Raw genomic sequence first — 22,933 nt, forward strand, 5'->3', positions numbered from 1 at the left:
GTTTAGGGTCGGCTTCCGGCGACGAACGCGGTATCATTGTAGTTTTTTAAAAATTTCCTGCATCGTTTCAGGGTCAAGGCTGGCCATTTCAATCAGCGTTAATGACTTGACCATGTTGAGGGTCGACGTCTTGTACTCCTGAAAGTGCGGTGTTTTTAAATGGGCCTGGTAGGCAGCCTGGCTGGCGTAAATTTCAACCAGCCGGATTTGGGTGGGATTTTCCTTCTGATACATCGGAAAAATAGCAAGCACCCCTGGTTCCAGTTTGACCGATGCGGCCGCTTCCGTGGTAAGGATGGCTTTATAGTCTTCCAAATGCTGGGGCGCAATCTCCAGTTCAGCGATGCGCACCATCATATCCGGTTCGATGAGCGGGGCAATCGGCCGGCCCAGCAATTTCCGGAGTGCATTTGCCTGGGTGCGGCTGACAAACTGTTCGATTAACCCGGCCACCTGCCCCAACTGGTTTTCGGTAAGCCCGGTCGTCAGTCCTATTTTCAGATGCGACTGCAATTGGGAATCCACGCCCGGCATGGCGGCTAAGGCGGACAGGGTGACCAACTCCCGCTGCTGGTAGGTCAGCACATCGCTGTCGAATACGTCGGCAAAAAGATGTTCCTTTAAGAAGGCATCAATTCGCGGGGCAAATTCACCAAAACCGGGGGCCGGTTTGGGTTGTGGCGTTTTAGTCAGGGCTTCCAGCACTTTCCTTCCCCGTTCGTAAGGGTCGGATCGGTCGGCGTTCCAGCGGGCTTCCCTGCCCGCTGGATCCTGAATGCCCTTCGCTTTGCGTTCTTCCAATACCGCCATAAACGTATTGATACCGTTCAGGCTTCGGGGAAAACCGCAATAGGCGTATAAGTGCACCAAGACTTCCTTGATTTCGTTGACCGTAAGCCCCGCATCAAGCCCTGCGCCCAATTGCCCGTTCAACCTTTCCAGCTCACCGGTGGCGGTTAAGGCCGCAATGGCGACCAGGCGTTGCTGTTGAGGGGTTAAGTCCGGAAGGGCAACGGGCACGGACTGGGCATTCATGGCGGTTGTCGCCAGGAGGAGAAGCCCAAGCGGTATTCCGGGCAGCCATTTGATTTTGCTCATCGTGGGTATTCGTTTAGGGCCGGATGACAGACCCGAAGCCGGTCATTCATGCACTGGTTTTGCAAGAAACAAACCGGGCGCCAACAGCTTCACCAGACTACCCGAACCCGGGGGTTATAACTTGCCGATGGCTCGCCATATGGCTAGTTCCTCGCTGAACCGGTTGTTAAGGACCTCGCATTGCGTATCAATTCGCAGGGTCGGCCGGTCGTTGAGGTTGTAGGCGGGCCAGGTAGGGGTGTCTTTCGCTGCCGGTTTGCCAGTCCGGGCGAAGGTCGTCCATAACTCGGCGAAATGATGAGAGGCCACAAACCGTTCGGGCCGGTTGCCGCCAAAAAAGCTCTCCTTCGGCTCGGAACCGTCGCGGGGCGGAATCTCATTATTAAACTTGAACGAAATATCCATGGCGTGCGGAGTACCCATTGGATAATCGGTACCCGGGATTTTTTTCTCGGACTTGTAGCCAAAATTATAGAGGTAAACCGGGGCGCCCCCCTGGCGTGCCTTTTTCTCCGCAATATCCACCGATCCCAGGCCCATCATGGTAATGGAGGAAATAGCGACAAAAATCTCCGGGGCCGAAGCCGTAGGATTGGCGTTTCGGTAGGCTGCGATAATGCGGGGTGTATCGTTGCCGTACTGCGGCTCCAGTTTTTTGAAAAGACCCTCAAAATCAAGCTTAAACGATTCCGTATCTTTCCGTTCCCAGGCGAAGAATGTATACTCATCCTCATTCCAGCCGACCAGCAGCGGTTTGTTCCGGGAGAGGTCCGGGGCCGCCGGATCAAACGGGTGCCGGGGCAGCACCTTGCCATCGACCACTGGCCCAAAACCGCCGATACGCCCTTGGGTACCGGCTTTCCGGTTTTTGTCAAGAAACGGAGCGACCGACGGTAGTTTGGTTTGAATAGCCAACAGATCAGCCGCTGGAACCGCCAGCAATTTCCGCCAGTCTTTCGGCGCAATGGCTAATTCTTTCAACAGCATGGCCGTGGTCTGCGCGGCCGTTTCCCGGGGCGTCATCCGAACCCCCGGGCCGCTTTCGATGGATGCCTTGTTGAAATACGGAGCCGCTTCCGGCATGGCATACAAACAGGAGGTTTTGGCCCCTCCGCCCGATTCACCAAAAATCATCACATTGGCCGGATCCCCGCCAAAACCGGCAATGTTTTCCTTCACCCATTTCAAACCGGCCACAATATCCAGTAACCCCATGTTACCAGAACCGGCATACTCAGGCCCGGCAATTTCATCCAGGTACAGAAACCCCAGCAAACCCAGGCGGTGATTGGTTTCCACGACCACCACATCAAAATTCCGGGCCAGGTTGGACCCGTCCTGACTGGCGGAAGCGCCCGAACCAATGACAAAACCGCCCCCGTGGCTGTAAAACATGACCGGACGTTTGCGGTTGTCGTTCGCCGGAGTCCAGACATTCAGAAAAAGACAGTCTTCCGACGGCGCAGGCTCATTCCGGCGGGGGGGCTGAATCGCCGGTGGGCCGACTTGCAGGGTATCCCGCGTGCCGGTCCAGGGCTCCAACGGGGCCGGGCACCGAAACCGCCGGTCGCCGGACGTCCTTCCCGCGTAGGGAATGCCTTTAAACAGATTTACCCCGTCTTTCCGGAGGCCTCGAACTCGGCCGTGCGTCGTTTCCGTTTCGACAAATTCATCCTGCCTGCCTCCGAACGGAAACGCATAAGCGGGCACCGAAACGGCTGCGGTAGCCAATGATAACTGGGTTAAAAAATCCCGTCTGCCAATCAGCGACATCGTTTATGTACGTAAGGAAGTTGTGCATAACCGTAAGCGCAAAAAGCCAGAAAAATACTCTAGTCGGGTCCGGTCACTTTTCCCACGGGCGCTGCAAAATCATGCCCAGGATAACCCGTCCGATTCCGATCTTACCCACACGTTCTGAATTCCCCTTCCGGGCCCGGAAACCCTTTTCCGAAATGGGCATCCAGGTGTTGTCGGTCGGTTTTCGATAGCGGGCTTCATTCGGGCGCTACGGGCACTCGTCTGGGTTGGGCAACGACCCCCTGACTAAAAAGTGAACAGACGATAAAGCCGAGAAAAAAAATCCGCTACCGGGCTGAAACGCAAAAGCGTGGCTTGGTGAGCTGCTTTTCATTACTTTTATACTATGGAAAACCTTGAATCCTTTCTCAACCTCAACCGGCAAAACAACAAACTTTCCATCCGCCTTATTTCGCCTACGTTTGGGCACCTCCCTCCTGCAATTGCCCAACAGTTTGGCCTTACACACCGCAAACCGCACTATTTTTTTCTCTTTATGCTGGCTGGCCACACCCGGCACGGCGTCGATCTCCAGCAATTCGACATCAGGGCCAATGAACTCCTGTTCATTCTGCCGCACCAAATTCACCGGCTTCCCGCCACGAAAGAAGGAACCGACTATTTCAAGCTGGGTTTTGATGCCGACTGCCTTTCCCGCCTACCCAAACAATACCCCTTCCTCGTCAACCCGTTCAACCAGCAAAAAATACAATTTACCGCATCGGCAGCAGCCCGGGTCAAAGCGATCTTCGAACTGCTGCTCAATTTATTAAGCACCGTCGACACGGAACCGGAGCTGATCCTGGCCCACCTCAATAGCCTGTTAACCGAAATCGACCGGGCTTATTTTGCCACCGAAAAAGGTCCCGCCGACGACAAACTCTCCCACTACATCCGCTTCAAACTCTTCGTCGAAGACAACCTGACCGATCATACGACCATCCAAGAAATTGCCCATACGCTGGCTCTCAACACCAATAGTTTATACGCCATCGTAAAGCACTACTCCGGTCTTTCTCCCAAAGCGTTCATTACCAACCGGCTGATCCTGGAAGCCAAACGCCGTCTCTACTATGCGGAAAGTTCCATCAAGGAGCTGGCCTACGACCTGGGGTTCAATGACCCGGATTACTTTTCCCGTCTGTTTAAAAAAGTAACGGGCCAAACCGTGGCCACCTTCGTTCAGGATTTGTCCGGGAACTAATCCGTTTTGTCCAGCTTCTTCCCGGCGGCTCTCCTGACCTTTGTCGCATACTAAAAAACAAGATGATGAACAGGAAACTAGGAACAAACGGCCCGCTGGTATCGGCCATCGGATTAGGCTGCATGAGCATGTCGGGGGCGTACGGGCAAAGCGACGATAATGAATCCATCGCTACCATCGAAAGAGCCCTCGAACTGGGCCATAATTTTCTGGATACGGCCGATTATTACCGGATCGGCCATAACGAGGAGCTCATTGCGCAGGCCATTAAAGGCAAACGGGACAAAGCTTTTCTTTCGGTAAAAACCGGTCAGCTGGTAGCCCCCGGCCCGAATGGAGCGGTGGGACCGGGCCCGGTCAGCGGCCATCCTGACTACCTTCGCCATGCGGTTTTGTATAGCCTCCGCCGTCTCAAAACCGACTACATCGACCTCTACACCCAGGCCCGGGTTGATCCCAACATTCCGATCGAAGAAACGGTCGGTGCCCTGGCTGACTTAGCGCAAAAAGGGGTGATTCGGTATATCGGCCTCTCGGAAGCATCGGCCGATTCGATCCGGAAGGCGGCTGCCGTCCATCCCATCACGGCCTTACAGATCGAATATTCGCTCTGGAGCCGCGATATCGAAGCCGAAGTACTGCCAACGATTCGCGAACTGGGGATCGGGCTGGTAGCCTACGCTCCGCTAAGCCGGGGTTTTCTAAGCGGTGAAATCAAAACGCCCGACGACCTCAAGGACAGCCGCGTCAACATGCCCCGCTACCAGGGTGAGAATTTTTACAAAAATCTGGCGCTGGTCGAAGCCGTTAAAACGCTGGCCACTGAAAAAGGCTGTACGCCCGCCCAGCTAGCGATTGCGTGGGTGTTGGCGCAGGGGGATGATATCATTACCATTCCCGGTACCAAACGGATCACGTATCTGGAGGAAAACCGGGCAGCCGAACGGGTGAAACTCACCCGGCAGGACCTGCAACGCATTGAAGCGATCCTGCCCGCCGGAATCGTTTCGGGCGCCCGCTACCCGGAACGGTTTATGAATGCCCTGAATCGGTAAACGATCCTTTCCCGGCCGCGGAGGGAAGTGCGTGTCCTTCCCTCCGCGACAGGAAGCCACCGAATGAGCGGGCCACTGGTCGGCTCCCGAGCAACTTGCCAAAAGCGTAACGCCAGGAAATAGCCCGACCGGTTTACGTTAAAGCCTGTTTTTACGCTGTTACCGCACGGGAACCGGTTTCTCAAAATCGGCCTTCATCTGGGTGGGCAACTGGAAAACCTGTCCTTTCCGGTTGCAGAAATACAGGGACGAAGCCGATGCCTGCCGGGCGTTCCCATCCGCCCAGAAGGCGTAAAAATCGGGATGGGCCGCCACCGGACGGCGCGGATACGCCTGGTTGCGGTTCGTGTTGTGCGTAATGGCTTTCACCTTCTTCCAGCTCTTGCCCTGATTGCGGCTTTCCAGCATCACCAGATCGCCCCCGGTTCCGTACGGTTGTGCCCCGGCTTCGGCCGGACCAATAATGCGCCAGGTATTTCCTTCCAGGTAAAGCGACCCCATGTCGTAATTGTGATCCGATTCGGTCACCGGCTGAACCCGCCACTCTTTGCCGGTCCAGTGCGCGATAGTCCAAACGTACGGGCCGTTTTTAGGGCCGGGCTCGGGTCCTTTGCTGGTGACGTAAAGAATAACCGGGCGACCGGCTTCGTCGTAATTCACATCGCTGATGTACGCATTCAGTCCCTGACTTTTATACTCTTTCACCAGCGCCGGATTGCTGATTTCCGAAAAGGGTAACTGAACGGTTTTGCCATCGGCAGTATGCCAGGTTTTGCCAAAATCATCGGTTTCAACGTAATAGACATTCGTGCGATAATCCAGTCCCGCGCCCACTTTCGTGTTCGGGTGGTAATTGAAGGCGCTGCCGATTTTGTTCCCCCGCTGCGCACTGCTCTGGTAATGCCCTTCCTCGATGGTGCCAATGTCCTGCCAGGCCGACCACGTAATGCCGTCCGGACTGGTGATGGCCGCCGTGGTCCGCCGGGGCTTTTTGGCACCGTAGAGCAACATCCCCCGGTCGTAATGGGTCATCAGGCCCAGAAAACCGCTGCCATTCTGGTAATAGATCTGGAGATAGGAAAAGTTGTCGAACGGCACCTGCTGCCCTTTTTCGTCCCGGCGCGTGGCCTCGATTTTCTCGAAGGCATCGATGCTGTACGGCTGGCGGCTCCGGTGAATGAACGACGGCCGTTCGGTGCCGTGGGAGGTCGAAAAAATCCAGATGTACCCCTGTGCATCGATCTGAATGACCGGATTGTCGTGGGCATCGTCGGTTTTCTTGTTCAGCAAGAGCGTCGGTTTCGAAACCATACCGGTTTTATGATCGAACACCCCAACCATATGGCAAAGCTCGCGGGAAGTCGAATCGGTCACCCCACCGTAGCAGAAAAACGTCCTGTTAACCGCCGGGGCATACACCGAAAACGGATAGTGATTGGCCGGATACGTCCCCAAACCGCCACTGTACTTGTAAGCGTATTCGTTTTTCGTGGGGCCGATGTAGTACCAGATGCCCTTGTAACCGTCGGCTTTCTGGCCGATTTGGCTATGCGCCGGCTGGATGAGCGTCGTCAGACCCAACCAGCCGGCCAGACCGATGAAAATTCGTTGTTTCATAAAAGGGGAATATTCCAACTGATTACTCATTCGGATTCTGTTTCAGGCCCGGCGTGGCGTCGAAGGCCGTCAACAGAATGGAAAACAAAGCGTGATACGGCTGAATGGTTTCTCTGGTGAGGCAGAAAAAAGCCGGTAATGTTGCTGCATAAGCCGGGCAAAAGCATCCTTAGCGCCATTTTTCACCGCGATCCATTCCTCCCGGTCCATCGCCTGTGGGGAGAAGGAGCGGTTGTCTTTCGACGAAATGGGCGTACTTCTGAAAACGGCCATGGCAGACAAATATCTTCCTTAAGGCAGAAGTTGATCAATTTTAACATTCAATGAGCTAGTTTTTATAAAACCTCGTCTGACAAAGTCATGCCCCCGGACCTGCTGCCCGGGTCAGCTTTGTAAAACCGGCCTTTGCAAACGGTTCGGTGTGTAGCCCGGGCCGTGTTTTCAAACCGCACCGACGCCCGCTGGTACGGCTGAGCGGTGATCTGTGCATACTCATTGCATTTTTTAGTAGTAGGTTTCAAAAAAAATGCCTTATAAGAAGGAGATCGACCAGTTCCAAACAATCATTCATTCTAATGGATTCAAGAAGAGAGTTTCTTAAAAAAGCGGCCTTATTGTCGGGCGGGGTTGGGATAGCGGGCTTGTTCCCCGAATCGATCCAGAAGGCGATGGCCATCAACCCGGCGGCTAATTCCACCTACCTGGACGCGGAACACGTGGTAATTCTGATGCAGGAAAACCGCTCTTTTGACCACACCTACGGAAAATTGCAAGGGGTTCGCGGTTTTAACGATCCGCGGGCGATCTCACTACCGAACAAAAATAAAGTCTGGTTACAGACCGACAACAAAGGGGACACTTACGCGCCGTTTCGGTTGAATATCAAGGACACCAAGGCTACCTGGATGCACGATCTGCCGCACTCCCGGGAGTCGCAGGTAGATGCCTATAACGGCGGGAAATACGATAAATGGCTCACCTCGAAGCGGTCTGGCCATAAGGAGTATGCCGACATGCCGCTGACGCTCGGCCACTACGATCGGGAAGATATTCCGTTCTATTACGCCCTGGCGGATGCGTTTACGGTTTGCGATCAGAATTTCTGCTCCTCCATGACACCCACCCATCCGAACCGCTACTATCTCTGGTCGGGCACCATCCGGGAGCAGGCGACCATGGATTCGCTGGCGGTGGTGCGCAACAGCTATTTCTCGTATAATAAGCCGGTTAAGTGGAAAACCTTTCCGGAACGGCTGGAAGAAGCCGGTATTTCCTGGGCCTTTTACCAGAATGAGGTGAGCGCCGTGATGCAGTTTAATACAGCCGTGGGTTCCTGGCTGGGAAATTTTGGCTGCAATCCGCTGGAAAGACATGCCCAGTATAACGTCAAATTCTCGCAGCAATACCGTCATTTTATTCAGCTTGAGATTGAAAAGTTAAAAAAACAACTGCCTGAATCGGAGAAGCAACTGGCCGCAGCCACGGGCGACGAGAAGGAGAAGCTCGCCAAAATGCACGAGGGTAAGCGGGCGATGCTGGAAAAATACGAAGCCGAACTGATTCAGTATAGTGCCGAGAACTTTAAAAAGTTGTCCGCCATTGAGCAGGGCATTCATAACCGGGCGTTTGTTACCAACGTCAAAGATCCCGATTATCTCAAATTGAGTACCATTTCCTATCAGAATGGCGCGGAACAGCAAAAGGTCGATGTGCCGAAAAGTGATATTTTCTACCAGTTTCGGAAGGATGTCAACGAAGGCAAGCTGCCAACGGTTTCGTACCTGACGGCGCCCCAGAACTTTTCCGATCACCCCTCCGCCCCCTGGTACGGTGCCTGGTTTGTATCGGAGATTCTGGATATTCTGACGAAGGACCCGGAGGTCTGGAAAAAGACGATTTTTATCCTCTGTTATGACGAAAACGACGGCTACTACGACCACGTTCCGCCGTTTTCCATCCCCAATCCCTTGAAGGAAAATACGGGAAAAGTATCGGCTGGCATTGATACCAAAGCCGAATACGTGACGCTTGAACAGGATTTATCCCAGGTTCCGAAGGCTAATGCGCGGGAAGGGGCCATCGGTCTTGGTTTCCGGGTGCCGCTGGTCGTGGCTTCGCCCTGGTCGCGCGGGGGGAAAGTGAATTCCCAGGTTTTTGACCATACCTCCATCATTCAGTTTTTGGAAGAATTTACGAGTCACAAAGCTAAAAAGCCGATCAAAGAAACCAACATTACCGAATGGCGGAGGACGGTTTGCGGGAATATCAGTACGGTTTTTCAGCCGTATGACCCCTCTGCCTACCAAAAACCGAAACCGGTCAACCGGGACGAAATTGTAACCACCATTCACAAGGCGAAATTCAAAGAAGCCCCGGCCAATTTTAAACCCCTTAGTCCGAACGACATTACAGCGATCAATCAAAATCCGGCCACTTCTCCGAACCTGCCCAAACAGGAACCGGGCTCCCGCCCGTCCTGCGCGATTCCGTATGAACTCTACGTTGAAGGCGCATTGGCGGAAGATCGGCGGACATTTACTATCGGTCTGAAGGCTGCCAACCGGGTATTTGGCAAAAAAGCCGCCGGTTCGCCCTTCCTGATTTATGCGATGAATCCCTACCAAAATGATCCGTTGAACGTACGGAATTACGCGGTGCGGGCGGGCGACAAGCTGACCGATACCTGGGATCTGGCCGATTTTGAAGGAGGGAAATACCACCTCCGGGTGTACGGACCGAATGGTTTTTTCAGGGAGTTTGCCGGCGACGGAAACGATGTGGCTATTCAGACCGCCTGTACCTATGTTCTGGATAAAACCGGCAAACCTACCGGCGATTTGCAAGTTGAGGTTCAAAACCGAGATAAAACCGCTCACACCGTACACATTATCGACAACGCTTACCAGCAAAAACCAATCGAACTGAAGGTGACGGCCAACGGATCGGCGCGGGCGACAGTCCGGCTTTCTCCCAGTCACGGCTGGTATGATTTCAATGTAAAAGTTGGGCAAACACAAACCGTCAAACGGTTTGCCGGTCATGTCGAAACCGGGAAAGAAAGCACCACTGATCCCGCTATGGGACGCGCCTGAACCCGTACCGAACGTGCCGTTCCCGGACCTGAGAACGGCACGTTGGTTTCACCCTATTGAGGGATTCGGGAAGGGTATTTTCTGATCAACTCAATCACGGAATTTGGGTCTGACAAACCGGCTGCGCTTGAATGAGTCAGGATGGGCACGGATAACATTACCGCCTTTTCAGATTTATTCAACGCTACGGTTTTGGGTAATGCTGAAACAAGCTCCGGGAGCCGGGAACTTCTATTCGCTCTTCAGGACTTTCGCCGGATTACTCCGCGCGGCCTTGATCGTCTGCGATCCGATCAGCAGGATGGCGATCAGCAAAACCGCCAGCAGGCCAACAAACAACTCGGCCACCTGCACGGGGGTGTGGTACGGGAAGCGGGTGAGCACCACGTTTTCGAAGAACAAGTACGTGATGGGGAGGGCGATGAGGGCCGAGATCGACAGCAGGATAAGAAAACCGCGGCTTAATAAGTAGACCAGGTTGCCGGAGCTGGCGCCCATCACTTTGCGGATGGCAATCTCCTTCCGTCGGGTTTCGGTCGTGAACACCACCATACCAAACAAGCCCATCGATGCAATCGAAATGGCCAGGAAGGAAAGAAAGCCAATGATCCTGATCAGGACGGAAAATTCGCTGTAGGCCTCTTCGATGGCTTCGTCATAGAATTGGGCCCGAAAGGGATGAGCCCGGTCGATCTTTTTCCAGGTCGACTCGATCTTGGCCAGGGTGGCCGGCATGTCATTGCTTCGTAGTTTGACATTGATGATAGCCCGGTTTTCGGGTGTCCACGGCATGAAGGCGACCGGCTCGATGAGGTTGTCGACCTTGCCATAGTGAAAATCTTTCATGACGCCAACAATGGTCATCCTGCGACTGTTTACGTGGAAACTACTGAATGTAACCTCCTCCCCGATGGCTTTCTGAGGATCATTGCCTGCAATGTTCAATCGTTTTAAGACCTGCTGGTTAACGATCACTTCGGTGGCCGCGCTGGCGGTCGTGGGTCGTGCCCTGAAATTCCCCCCGGCAATGAGCTTGTATTCATGCAGCTCCAGGTAGTTTTCGTCGACGTGGTTGGTGAGCACCAGCGCGGAGTCGCGCGAATCGTTGTATTTCATAAAACCGCCCCAGGCATTCCCCACACTGGTGATGATGAACGACCGCGACAGTCCCGTTACTTCCGGCATCTCGCTCAGTTCTTTGAGAAGCACATCCGGTTTGTTCCCCTGCATCTGGATGTTCAGGATATTTTCCGTGTTAAATCCCAGGTCAAAGGCCAGTATATTTTTATACTGCACATAGCCAATGGCGGTAGTGGTGATAAAGATCAGGGTGAACGTGTATTGAATCACCACCAGCGCCCGTCGGATGGGTATGTTTTTCAATCCGTTTCCCGACGGGTACGCCGGAGCCGCCCCATTCTTGAGCGCACGAATCGCGCTGATTTGCGAAAAGAACAGAGCCGGCATAAAACCGGCTATTACACCGACAGTGACCGAAAAGACGATAAAGGCAACGACCCGGTATGGGGTAAGATCGAGCTTCACCGTGCGCTGCATCTCCGGAGCCAGGTTGATCAGCTGTGGCCGCAAGACGAGAAAGAAGACGAAGGAAAGAAAAAGGGCGGCCAGCGAGATCAGGATCGCTTCCACCAGAAATTGCTGCCATACCTGGCTCTTTCCGGCACCGATTGCTTTGCGAAGACCGACTTCCTTAAAACGACGCATGGCTCTTGCCATCGATAGATTGGTATAGTTGAAGCAGGCCGACAAAATCACGACGAAGGCCAGCCCGCCGAGTATCCACAGCACCACCGGAGGCATATGAGGGCCCACCGAACCACGCATATCCCGGAGATTCTCGCCGACCACGATCTGGTATAACGGCAGAAGCTCGAGTTGAATCTTCGAATTGTCCTCGGCGCGGTTTTCCTCCCGGGCAATGGCGTCGAGCTGCGATTGGATGGCGGCCCTCTCAGCCTTTTCGGGTAACCGGAGGTACACGTAGTTCAAGGACATGTTGGTCCAGCTTTCGAAGTCCTTATCGTGCCGGTTGAGCTGCTCGGCCGTTGAAAGTGATACCAGTGCTTCGAAATGGATGTGCGAAAAGAAGGGAATATCCTTCATAATGCCGGTGACCCGGTAATTAAGGGAATCGAACCGGATGGCCTTGCCGAGCGCCGGTTCGTTGCCGAACAGCTTTTTCGCAGCTGTCTCCGTGAGCACGACCGAGTAAGGTTCTTTCAGCGCTGTGTCGGGATTTCCTTCCTGCATCGGAAAGGTGAAAATCCGCAGCAGCGACGGTTCCGCCCAGAAGCCCTTGAGGGGAAGAATATGGTCTCCCACCTGCGCATCCTGTGAAAAGTCGCGCACAATGGCCACTTCTTCCGTACCGGTCACTTTCTCCCGGATCAGCTTTCCGGTTTTGATGGAGGTGGAGGCAAACTTGCTCGTTTGTTCACGACCGGAAGTCAGGATGGTAGTGATACGATAAATCCGGTCGCCATGCTTGTGGAACCGGTCGTACGAACGCAGGTCGAGTACGAACGCAATCAGCAGTAACCCGACGGACATACTAATGGCCAGGCCAGCCACATTGAGGAAGGAGAACAGCTTGTTGTGCAGTACATTACGTCGCGCTGTTTTGAGGTAGCTTCCGATCATAGCACCGTTGATAAAAGGTAGAAAATTGGGGTTTCGTACCAAAAACCGGCTGATGGCCTTGAAGACATCAAGCCGGTAGCTCATCACGCATTCGCGTTGAATGGACGAGTAACCTGCCCCAAGAATACCGCATCAGCGCAAGCCAAATGAAAAAATGGGGTGAATGGGTCTAAAAATGGGACGAAGAAACGATGACGTTCCCAGGTGTCAGGTACGATTGGGAAATATAACCAATTGAATAAAAATACTATGTAAAAGGGTGACTCCAGCAGGAGCGCTCCGTCATACAGGGAGTTTGCCCCTAGCCTTTTATGAAAAAACCGATTCCTGTATTCACGGAGCCCGGGGAGTGGATCGCCTATCAACCCCATTTAATCAGTTGTCTGAACGACCTGAAATCGACCTATGGAACCCCTACCCCTTCTGACCCCTCGCCAAAGTGGGAATTGTCGGTGAACACCTACCTGCAAACGCTCGCCGAATGGCTGGAAGCCTACGACGTCAATTTAAACTGGCTGTTTGAGACTGATAACCAGTCCCTTCCAGTGACGAAGCGCGCCGTACCCTATTCGGCCACGGAACAGGTAGAGATTTCGATCATTTGCGACCGGTTCCTGGAGGCCCACATAAAGTGGTAAATGGGAATAGTTGCCAACACACGCTACAGGCCGGGCCAAGCTCCTGGAAAAAGGCTATTTCCAAGTAACCATTTAATTAAGCCTTTCAGCTTCACAAACCCAGGCCCGCAGAACCTGATCCAAATGCATTGCAATAAAATACAAAACAGCCACCTACCTGTGATGTAAGTGGCTGTTAATCAATGTGCACTCGTAGGGATTAATTAATATGCTGAAATTCAGTCACTTATTTTGAAGTTTTAAGTTTTGTAGCAAAATTTGATCAAAATCACTAAATATTTGTATTAATTTAGATTACTTTCCATAAGTATTTATTACTAAAAATTAATCTGGAATATCTATATACCCCAATGACATTTGCTGAACATTTTAACATTCAATTGTTAGGATATGAAGATTGGTTCGATCCTATTTTAGAGCAGGATACAAGGCTATTCATAGATCCACTGTTAGCAGCTAATAGCAGAGTTGTGCATTTACAAGATGCTAAAGAAAAAATATCCCATTTTTTTAAAAAAGCATTTGAAATTGCTGCAGAGTCGCAACCAAATATTAGAGATATAAGATACCGAATATTGTTAAGAATGTTAGTTTTTCCAGAAGTTGAAGAGATATGTTTGGGTTATGCTTCTTTCGGAACTAAAGGGTCGGGTTCATCCAATGGCTTCTCAAGACTGATTGCACAAGCCATCTATGATTCGATCAACATGGGTATTGATAATATTGACAATTTCGAATTATTAGGAATTTTCAATGAAGGTATTGGCCCTGATAGAATAAGTGATACAACCGCAAATATTTTAAAAGCAGACTTAATCGCTTATACTCAAGACATTTGCATAAGAAATAATGTACCTACCAAAAATGTTTTAATCAGAAATTATAAATACAACTTTGATAGCAATAGATGGGATTCTGAAGTTGCGAGTTTACCAATCAACCCAATTAATAATAAGCCAATTATTTTAGTTCCTAAAGACTCCTTAGTCTATTTTCATACAATAAACTCTGACGCTTTTTTGGATTATATATGGAGAATGAAAGGCGAAGAGATAACGGATTCTTTTAGCTTCTGGTTAAAAGGAGAAATTAATAAAAGCGATATTATTCAAATCGCCAGGCAAAGAAGAGGCTGGGTTGAAGAATTTGAGAAATACATAATTGAAGAACTTCGATTTTTTCCATATGATTTACAAAAAGACCCTCAAGGGGTTTATATTCCATTGCTTGAGTCAACGAAATATGCAAAAGATAATCCAATAGCATTATCTGCAAAAGATGAAAAAGAGTTTTATGAAGTAGTTGATTTTATTATTGAACAATATAGCACATTTATGGAAAATCATGGTGGTTATAAACTATTATGGAATGATAATAATAAACCAAAAAGAGAAGAAGCTGCACAAATTATGTTTACTTGTGTAGTGAAGCAATACTGTAGAGCAAATAATATTGATTTAACTAGAGAAGCAAATATTGGTCGTGGACCGGTCGACTTTAAATTTTCATCTGGTTATCACGATAAAGTGATAATTGAGCTTAAGTTAGCAAAGAATTCAAAATTTTGGAGTGGGTTAGAAAAGCAGCTCCCAAAGTATATGGAAGCGGAAGAAGCTAAATACGGATATTTTATTGTGATATGTTATAGCGATGACGATTTGAAGAAGGTTGCAGATATAAATAATGTAGTTGAAAATGTTAAAGAAAAGGCTAAAATAGATATAAAAACCTTAATAATAGATGCTACTCCTGAAAAACCAAGTGCTTCAAAGCTATAATTTAGGAGAGAGTAAAAATAATATGTTTTGATGAATAATAAGTTGTTATAAATTTTATATTAAACTCATCTTTTGAATATGGTTAGAATTATTCTTAATGAGAAGTATAAGTCTTTATTGGGGCAAATAGATATTGTTATGCCTGACTTTACAATAATATCTGGGGTTAATGGTGCAGGGAAAAGTCATCTATTAAAAGCAATTGAAGAAAAGATTGCTAAAGTATATGATGAAGCGGGGCAAGAGTTGAATCCTATTAGATATGTTAATTCTACATCCCTAGCCCCAAACGATTCATTTCAAGTAAATAGGGACCACTTTATAAATGAGGTCAATAATGTACAATATGCCATCAATGCTTTTATTGGCCAGAGAAGAAACCAACCTGATGTTGACTTCTTTAAATTTATTAATAGTTATAATGCCGCGTATGGAAGAGTAATACCAAATTTAGTCACTAGTTCGGGAAAACCATTAGAAGAAATTACTCAAGAGGATATTAGAGAGCATATGCCTCTGTTTTCGAATCTGGTACAGGATATATTTTATCAAAATTTTTCTGCTGTATTTAAACGGTACTCAGATAGATATGATGATAACGTTTATTATGAATATTTAAGTAAAGTTAAAAAGAAGAAGAAGAAATATTTAACTGAAGAAGAATTTTTAGCTAAATATGGTCCACCTCCTTGGGAATTTGTCAATAGGATTTTTGAAGAAGCCAATATTGGATATTCTATCAATGATCCGATTGAAGATGAAAGAGACCTTCCATACTTTTTTAAACTTGTAAATAAATCAAATAATGCATATGTTAATTTTCAAGACCTATCATCTGGTGAAAAAGTCTTGATGTCGCTAACATTAGCGATTTATAATTCTAAAATGGATATAGACTTTCCAAAGGTATTAATGTTAGACGAGCCTGACGCTCCATTGCATCCTTCTATGGCAAAACAACTTTTACGAGTAATAGAAGAGGTCTTTGTTAAAGAAAAAGGGGTAAAAGTAATTATGACAACACATTCCCCCTCAACAGTTGCAATGGCACCAGAAGGCTCTCTTTATATTATGCAAAAAAGCGAGCCAAGGATTTTGCCAAAGTCCAAGGAACAAATAATGAAGCTATTAACTGAAGGTATTCCATCTTTTAGCGTATATGCTGATAGTAGACGACAAGTTTTTGTGGAAAGCGACGTCGATGTATATTTTTATTCGAAAGTATATGATAAATTAAAAAAGAGGATTCAAAGTGATAAATCTTTGTATTTTATATCATCCGGTCTAATAAAAGGTAATACTGGGAATAGCGATCAAGAAAAAAAAAATTGTTAATACTTTAACAAGTTTCGGTAATCAAACTATATATGGGATTATTGACTGGGATAGAAAGAACTATGGTAATGAAAAAATATCGATTCTGGGGTTATCAGTCCGATATAGTTTAGAGAACTATATTTATGATCCAATAATATTATCAAATTTCCTTTTAAGAGAGAAGATAGTTGGAAGAGATTATTTTGGGCTATCAGAGGATGATCATTATTATCAATTTGGTAGCTTTGATTTGGGGAAGATACAATTTATAGTAAATAAATTAATAAGCGATGTTTCGAATTTTGTGAATATTTCGGTTAACTCAATTACGACTGTATTTTACATAAATGGTCTTTCAATCGATTTGCCAACTTGGTATTTACAAATGCATGGCCATCAACTTGAAGAAGCCGTAATAAAGGCCTACCCTGCTTTGAATAAGTACAAAATGAAGGGTAAAGACGAGTTAATAATGATTGATGAAAAAGAAGTATCCGTTAATACTAAGCTGAAAGAAGAGGTAGTTAAAAAAGTGTTTGATGACCTGCCCAATTTAATTCCAGTTGATATCTTAGACTTATTGCAAGGATTGCACAATTAGTTTAGATGTTTTTTAATTATACCGGCATTTGGTAACTATCATGATAGTTACCAAATGCCGGTATAATTATTTTTTAAATTTCCATTTATTTAAAACAGATACAAGTTTAGGAAATGCGCGTTGGTTATTATAAGAACTTATGAATTGGATAACTTGGTGCACCTCGCTAGAGGTATTACCTAACTTGTTCCCATTTTGATTTGAAAGCAATCTTTTAAATTCAGCTACTTGATGAGATGTTGCTATGCCGTTAATTGACTGCTCTAGTGCCTGCATAGATTGATATGGCTTAGGCTTTATACTAGCTTCTTCCTGCTTCTCATCATTCTGTTCGTCTTGGTGGCCAACTTTTGTTTCAATATGAGCAACTAAGTCGTCAAAATAATTATGCCCTGTAATGTCAATTATCTTCGTTCCTGGGTTGCCATTTACTTCAACAATATAGCTTTTCCCTTCTTTGTCTTTGATCAAATCAACACCGGCAAATTCAAGCCTTAGTGCTTTTGCCGCCCGGATGCATAGGTCTTTTTGTTGGTCTGAAAGTGTCACCTTGCGACCGCTACCGCCTTGGCTAATGTTGGCCCGAAAATCCTTATTGCCAGTACGTTCCATCGCTACAGAAATTTTATCACCAACCACAATGGCCCGTACATCAGTCTTGTTGCTGTCGATATAGCGTTGCAGCAGTATGTCAACCTGTAGTTTCCAGAAGCTTTCTAAACTGGTGTTAGTTTGTTCGGCATCCTTAAAGATCATAACTCCCTGGCCTTGAGAGCCAGATAGTAACTTACCCACCGCTGGCAAGCCTCCTAACTTATCTATAAGGAATTGAACGTGAACTGGATTCTTGGCAAAGACAGTTAAAGGGACCTTAATACCTTCACTACTTAGACGTTGGCTAGTTCGCATCTTGTTACGCGCAAACAGTAAACCATCGGCGGTTTGCGGACAGTAAATGTCTAGGTTCTCAGTCAAGTGTTGGAGGATTGTAGCTCCGTAATCTAAGCCACTGCCAAGGCGGCTGATAACAGCATCATACGTCTTAGCTTTTAAACGAACTGGTTGTTCTAAGTCAATGCGTCCGTCGTATATGCGGTCATGCCCGCTCTCAACCTCCGAGACGTACATATACAGGTTGTCGGGTTGGTGGTGCTCATACGTATGGCCCCGCTTTTGAATGGCTTTAATAAGGTGCTTACTAGGCTGGCCCGTTGCCAGTACAAGGAACTTGAGTTGGTCACTCATGGCGTTTGATTGAGTTTGGTGAAACGCCACAATGCTACAACCGAGGCCTTTATCAGAGTAGGACAGGTTTTTTGGACTGTTTTTTACAATCGATTAGGCAATTAGGCCTAGAAAAAAACATGCTGATTCAGGCCAACCGCTGGATTTATATTCCTAAAAAAGAATGGCAATTGCCATTGTCGGTAAAGGGCGGGCTACGTTAGCGTGTCAGAATGAGTACTTTTTTGAAAAAAATACAACTTAAGTCGTTGTTTTCCAGTATGTTATAAGAATTTAGACTGCAAAACCAATCAAAATAGATGTGAAAAGGCACTGTTTTTGACAAAAAAAGGCCAAATTCAGAAGGTTTTTCAATTCATAGATGGCAATAAGAGCAATTTTGGTGTAACTATTCTTGGACTCTAAATAATAACAGTTAATCGAATTTTGAAACACTCCAAATAATCGATCCCTTACTAATATGTCAACAAAGTCAAAGAGAAATATCTTGATACCATTAGATTTGATAGAAGCAATTAGGAAACAAGAATGTGTTTTATTTGTTGCATCTGGATTATCATCAATGATCACTCGAACAAACGGCAAAAATATTCCAGGCTGGAAAAACTTTTTGTTAGAACTATTAGCTTGGTGCCAAGATAACCGTGCAGTATTCAATAGCGACCCAAATGAAATAGGAGATATGATTTCTAAAGGGAATTTTTTAATGGCTGCTCAGGAGTTGCAGGAAATTATTAACCCTGGAGAGTTTACTAGTTTCCTGAATTCGATTTTTAGGGATAGAAATGTAAAACCAACACAAACTCACATCTCTCTAGCGAAGATACCTTTCCGGGCAGTATTGACTACTAATTACGATGCCCTTTTGGAAGGTGCCTACGCAATAGCTAATGGAGGAATAATACCGAACACATATACGCAATTAGATACAAATACGGCAATTAATTTACTGCGAAAAAAAGACTATTTTATATTTAAAATGCACGGAGATATAGATAGCCATAAGACCGTTGTACTTGGTTCTTTAGGTTATAATGAATTGCTGCATAATAACCCCGGTTATCTAGGCTTTCTTGAAACATTATTTACAACTCAGACAGTTTTGTTTTTGGGATTTGGTGGGAGCGATCCCGATCTTGATTTTGTGTTAGATCGGTTATCTACTATATATTCTAAAACACTTAATAGACATTTTATCTTATTGCCAGAAAAGAAATTTAATTTTACGGAAAAAAGAAGACTGCTTCTAGATAGAAGGCTTGAAGTTATTGAATATAACTCCGAAAATAATCATGCTGAAGTTGATCTATTTGTTCAAAGATTAAGTAGAATTGTAGAAAAGCTTCAATATAGGAAGAGCAGAAAAAAGAGTAAATATAATATAATGTTAGTTAGTCTTTATAAAGATATAGAAATAATACATAAAATAGAGCCTGTATTGAAGGAGTCAAATAATTATAACTTTGTTTCTTGGCAAAGTATGGACTCAATATTTAATATCGATGAAGAATTTATTGATAGTGATGCTGATAATGACGATGATTATTTAGAGGAGCTACGTAAATTAAAAAATGATAATGATATAGATGTGTTATTGCTGTTATTGACGAAGCAAAGCTTGTCTTTCAAGGATTTTGAAAGTGATATAGACTTTTTGCTACTTAAAGAAATCGAAATTAATATCCCTGTTATTATTGTCACTGTTGGTGAAGTGAGTCTTCCACTGAAACTGAAAAACAAACATCATATAAAAGTAAGTAAAGATCTTGATAGCAATGATATGGACACAATTATAGAAGGTATTAGAAATGTACTATGAAACTACGTTAGTCTTTATGGATTTTGCCTGGTTAGTAATATAGAAAGCTAGCTCTTCATTAATAAATAGGTGCCAAATAACAATTAGTGCTTGGTTAGAAATTCATTGAAATCTTTATGATTTTGGTAAATTGATGAACGGTCGATTGTATGTAACCCTTCTTTGATTAGCAGATTTAAGGTATTTTGCCCAGCATGGTCGCGATCTAAATAAACATTGATCTGTCGGTATTGTGCCAACGCCGGTAATGCTTTTGTCAAGTTAGCAGTGGTATTTAGTATTATCGTTGTACAACGAGGTGCGGTTTGTCTATAAAATACTAGTGCCGACAGGAAATCAAAGAAGCCTTCAAATAGATTTACTACAGTTGAACCCGGCACTTCCAATGTAGTAAACCATTTCCGGCCTAATGACCGCTTAACCTCCGTTGGTCCAACTTTAGCCCGTAATTCAAAACCGCCTACATCATTCGCAAAACCTAGGGCAAAGAACGGTCTATTCTGGTGTTGGTAATGCACTTGTTGCAAATAGCGAACCGCTACGGCTGACGGAATCCCACGCTTTTCGACGTATTGAATGAGGGCTGGATGTGCCAGTGGTTTGACGGCAATTAATTCGGCTGCCTTGTCTTCAAAATGAGTTAAGCCGCTAAGAGAAAAAGAGTTTTTTACAAGACAAACATTCAGGCGTTCTAGATACTCTACTGCCTGTGTGAATCCGCAAAGATGAAGTAGTTGGACCAATCGTATAACGTCTCCATTGCAATCTGGTTGACCAAAATCGACAAATACATTCTTGGCGACATTGACCGAAAATGAAGGCGTTTTTTCGTCCCTCAAAGGCGAATGGTATAACAGTTCTGATCCCCGTCTGAACAGTGGTTGATGACCTTGGCTAGCTAAATAATCGGCTATTGAAATGGCCTTGAGTTGATCGAGATGTTGGGCAGAAATCATAGTCAAAATCGGTCTCTTCTTTTTCTCTTAGCGGCAAAAAAATCTCTCTTTTAAATTTTCGAAAACAACCTACTATCCTACTACACCCTTCATTAATATGCTTATTATCAATAGTATACAGATAAAAAGTGTAGTAGGATTGTAGTAAGTTGTAGTTGGTTAAAAAGGCCATTTTGGTCTTCCTGTAGTAAGTGTAGTAGGTTGTAGTAGGTTCTGAAAACAATATCTCACTACAGTGTAATATATTGATAAACAGACTAATATGTGACAGTGTAGTAGGGTAGTAGGATGTTTTAAATAAAATAACCTTTTCCAGCCTGAATAATGCGGTATACTTGTACTGGATAGCCTTGGCCTTTACGCTTATCGAATGGTGTAAAACCCAGCAAGCGTAGTGCTTTACCGACGTTTATTTCATTCATTCGCAACCCACCTTGTGTCAGTTCCCGTAGCCGTAATAATACCTCTGTTGCTGTTAGTTCTTCGGCTTCGATTTGATCATCTGTAGGGACTCTGAAATAGCGTTCAATCAATTCAAGTTCAGCGAAGGTCTTCTGATGACGTTTGTTGTTTCGCTCGGATTGGACAATCTCTTCGCGGGTTAATTGACAGTCAAACTTGCTTTTTAAAAGGGAGTATACCTGCGCCCATACAAGGTCAATATTTATCCGTTGCTGGTAGCCGTTAGGGCCTCCCTGGTCATGGTTGACACTTAGAACCTGGAAGACTAACCAACGCACGTTTCCCGTATCATCGGTCAGAATTTCGCGTTGGTTGGTTGAACCGAAGAAACTAGCCCTCCTTTGGGTTACGCTGTCTTTTCGATCATAGGGCCGACGAATCTTGACTTTATCAACCGTTAGAAAAGCCTTGATCTTATTGATGTCCGTTTTGGGAAAGTTAGACATCTCATCGAGGTTAATTATGAAATTACAGGTCAAATCAATATAGGCATCTTTACTTTCGAAGATGGGGTTTTCTTTGATATATTCATTTAGGGTAGGAGGGACCAAAAACCGAATAAAGTACGTTTTTCCGTCATGTTGTTCTCCCGTTAGGACTATACAGTGTTTATTGAAAGGTAAATAACCTAAGGCGCAAGCGGCTGTTCGAACCAAGGCTTTTTTAAACTGTTGAATAAACCGGGGTTGATCTGTTGTTTGTACATAATTTGCTAGTTCCGTTATATAATCGGGCTGATCTGGTGTCCAAGATGGTAAGGATTCAAAATAAGTTTGAAACGGATCATAAGTTGGAACAAACTTGGATTTCATTAAAGATTGAAGCATATCGCCAAATCCAGAATAACGATGTTCGTATAATTCTATATGTAGATCATCGGGGTTCAAAGGAATAAAGGTATTTTTATCCTTGATTCTGTATTCAACTTCATTAGCTACGTTATTATACCGGAATTCATACCGAGCGGAAAGGTAATTCTTGATGCGGGTAATTTTAGGCAAGCTTTCTTCGTCAGATTCAGGACCTTTCCACTTGCCATTGTCCATTACTTTTGGTAAATTTGTCATTGTTAAGTTGCTGTTAAGTAAATGAGAATAAGCCGGTTACGTCCCATCGTAACCGGCTTTTATATTAAACTCTTTTCTTTCTTAAGCCCATCTGCACAAAGGCATTTTTCAGGCTTACCAAATCCTTTCCAAGCTCGATGGAGTAGGGGCAATCATCTTCATTTTTCAGCACCCAATAATTCTTCAGGAGGAGGAGGACATTATCCAATATTGCGCAAACTCGCTCAGTCGGATAGCTTTGAACATACGGGTTGCGTGGCTGATTAATGAAGCGGAATAAAGGTTCAACATTAAGGAATTGTTTACCGTAAGGATCTTGTATCCAAATAGATAGTCTAGTTGGTTCAAAGAATTCTTTTCTTGAAAAGCTAGATGTTTTTCTCTGAGTCGGAGTATTTATAGAGGTGTGAATTAACTTGTAATGAATCCTATCTCCTTTTTATGAAAGAAGGCCTGCACCAGTTCTGGGGTTTCCGCCAAATGTTTAATTTGACTAAGAACCGCTGTGGTTAGCTCTTCCAAG

General features: G+C 46.1%; 15 protein-coding genes. 8 read left to right on the top strand and 7 right to left on the bottom strand.

Features of this window, described 5'->3' with window-relative positions:
• Window positions 1-33: 33 nt before the first annotated feature.
• Window positions 34-1,098, bottom strand: coding sequence for a carboxymuconolactone decarboxylase family protein (locus ACFPMF_RS07275; RefSeq protein WP_379842715.1), 1,065 nt, complete (start codon window positions 1,096-1,098; stop codon window positions 34-36).
• Between the two features lie 114 nt (window positions 1,099-1,212).
• On the bottom strand, window positions 1,213-2,829 hold the full coding sequence (locus ACFPMF_RS07280) for a carboxylesterase/lipase family protein (RefSeq protein ID WP_379842717.1): 1,617 nt from the start codon (window positions 2,827-2,829) through the stop codon (window positions 1,213-1,215).
• Between the two features lie 415 nt (window positions 2,830-3,244).
• Here ACFPMF_RS07280 and ACFPMF_RS07285 point away from each other — a divergent pair, with 415 nt between their 5' ends.
• Window positions 3,245-4,102, top strand: coding sequence for a helix-turn-helix domain-containing protein (locus tag ACFPMF_RS07285; protein ID WP_379842718.1), 858 nt, complete (start codon window positions 3,245-3,247; stop codon window positions 4,100-4,102).
• A gap of 65 nt (window positions 4,103-4,167) precedes the next feature.
• Window positions 4,168-5,157 carry an aldo/keto reductase gene (locus tag ACFPMF_RS07290; protein ID WP_379842719.1) on the top strand — a complete coding sequence of 330 codons (990 nt, stop codon included), beginning with the start codon at window positions 4,168-4,170 and terminating at the stop codon, window positions 5,155-5,157.
• 159 nt (window positions 5,158-5,316) lie between these two features.
• On the opposite strand, the gene ACFPMF_RS07295 is transcribed toward ACFPMF_RS07290, so the two are convergent.
• Window positions 5,317-6,774 carry a BNR-4 repeat-containing protein gene (locus tag ACFPMF_RS07295; RefSeq protein WP_379842720.1) on the bottom strand — a complete coding sequence of 486 codons (1,458 nt, stop codon included), beginning with the start codon at window positions 6,772-6,774 and terminating at the stop codon, window positions 5,317-5,319.
• 575 nt (window positions 6,775-7,349) lie between these two features.
• Between ACFPMF_RS07295 and ACFPMF_RS07300 the strand changes: the two genes are divergently transcribed.
• On the top strand, window positions 7,350-9,866 hold the full coding sequence (locus tag ACFPMF_RS07300; protein ID WP_379842721.1) for a phosphocholine-specific phospholipase C: 2,517 nt from the start codon (window positions 7,350-7,352) through the stop codon (window positions 9,864-9,866).
• A gap of 231 nt (window positions 9,867-10,097) precedes the next feature.
• Here ACFPMF_RS07300 and ACFPMF_RS07305 read toward each other — a convergent pair whose 3' ends face one another.
• Window positions 10,098-12,527 (bottom strand): ABC transporter permease, encoded by a 2,430-nt coding sequence (locus ACFPMF_RS07305; protein WP_379842752.1) that lies wholly within the window; start codon window positions 12,525-12,527, stop codon window positions 10,098-10,100.
• Between the two features lie 311 nt (window positions 12,528-12,838).
• Between ACFPMF_RS07305 and ACFPMF_RS07310 the strand changes: the two genes are divergently transcribed.
• The 4 genes from ACFPMF_RS07310 to ACFPMF_RS07325 all read left to right on the top strand — a co-directional run bounded on the left by ACFPMF_RS07310 (window position 12,839) and on the right by ACFPMF_RS07325 (window position 16,861).
• Window positions 12,839-13,165 (top strand): hypothetical protein, encoded by a 327-nt coding sequence (locus ACFPMF_RS07310; protein WP_379842722.1) that lies wholly within the window; start codon window positions 12,839-12,841, stop codon window positions 13,163-13,165.
• Window positions 13,166-13,515: 350 nt separating this feature from the next.
• Window positions 13,516-14,943, top strand: coding sequence for a hypothetical protein (locus tag ACFPMF_RS07315; RefSeq protein WP_379842723.1), 1,428 nt, complete (start codon window positions 13,516-13,518; stop codon window positions 14,941-14,943).
• 78 nt (window positions 14,944-15,021) lie between these two features.
• Window positions 15,022-16,278 (top strand): AAA family ATPase, encoded by a 1,257-nt coding sequence (locus ACFPMF_RS07320; RefSeq protein WP_379842724.1) that lies wholly within the window; start codon window positions 15,022-15,024, stop codon window positions 16,276-16,278.
• A 286-nt stretch (window positions 16,279-16,564) separates the two neighbouring features.
• On the top strand, window positions 16,565-16,861 hold the full coding sequence (locus ACFPMF_RS07325; RefSeq protein ID WP_379842725.1) for a hypothetical protein: 297 nt from the start codon (window positions 16,565-16,567) through the stop codon (window positions 16,859-16,861).
• A 66-nt stretch (window positions 16,862-16,927) separates the two neighbouring features.
• On the opposite strand, the gene ACFPMF_RS07330 is transcribed toward ACFPMF_RS07325, so the two are convergent.
• A complete protein-coding gene (locus ACFPMF_RS07330; RefSeq protein ID WP_379842726.1) occupies window positions 16,928-18,106 on the bottom strand; it encodes an ATP-grasp domain-containing protein in 1,179 nt (392 codons plus the stop codon).
• A 460-nt stretch (window positions 18,107-18,566) separates the two neighbouring features.
• Here ACFPMF_RS07330 and ACFPMF_RS07335 point away from each other — a divergent pair, with 460 nt between their 5' ends.
• A complete protein-coding gene (locus ACFPMF_RS07335; protein ID WP_379842727.1) occupies window positions 18,567-19,925 on the top strand; it encodes an SIR2 family NAD-dependent protein deacylase in 1,359 nt (452 codons plus the stop codon).
• A gap of 83 nt (window positions 19,926-20,008) precedes the next feature.
• On the opposite strand, the gene ACFPMF_RS07340 is transcribed toward ACFPMF_RS07335, so the two are convergent.
• Entirely contained in the window at window positions 20,009-20,881 is an 873-nt protein-coding gene (locus tag ACFPMF_RS07340) for a toprim domain-containing protein (RefSeq protein WP_379842728.1), read from the bottom strand.
• Between the two features lie 293 nt (window positions 20,882-21,174).
• A complete protein-coding gene (locus ACFPMF_RS07345; RefSeq protein ID WP_379842729.1) occupies window positions 21,175-22,410 on the bottom strand; it encodes a VapE domain-containing protein in 1,236 nt (411 codons plus the stop codon).
• Window positions 22,411-22,933 lie beyond the last annotated feature (523 nt).

This window comes from Larkinella bovis, from assembly GCF_042655385.1.
GTDB classification, from domain to species: Bacteria; Bacteroidota; Bacteroidia; order Cytophagales; family Spirosomataceae; genus Larkinella; species Larkinella bovis.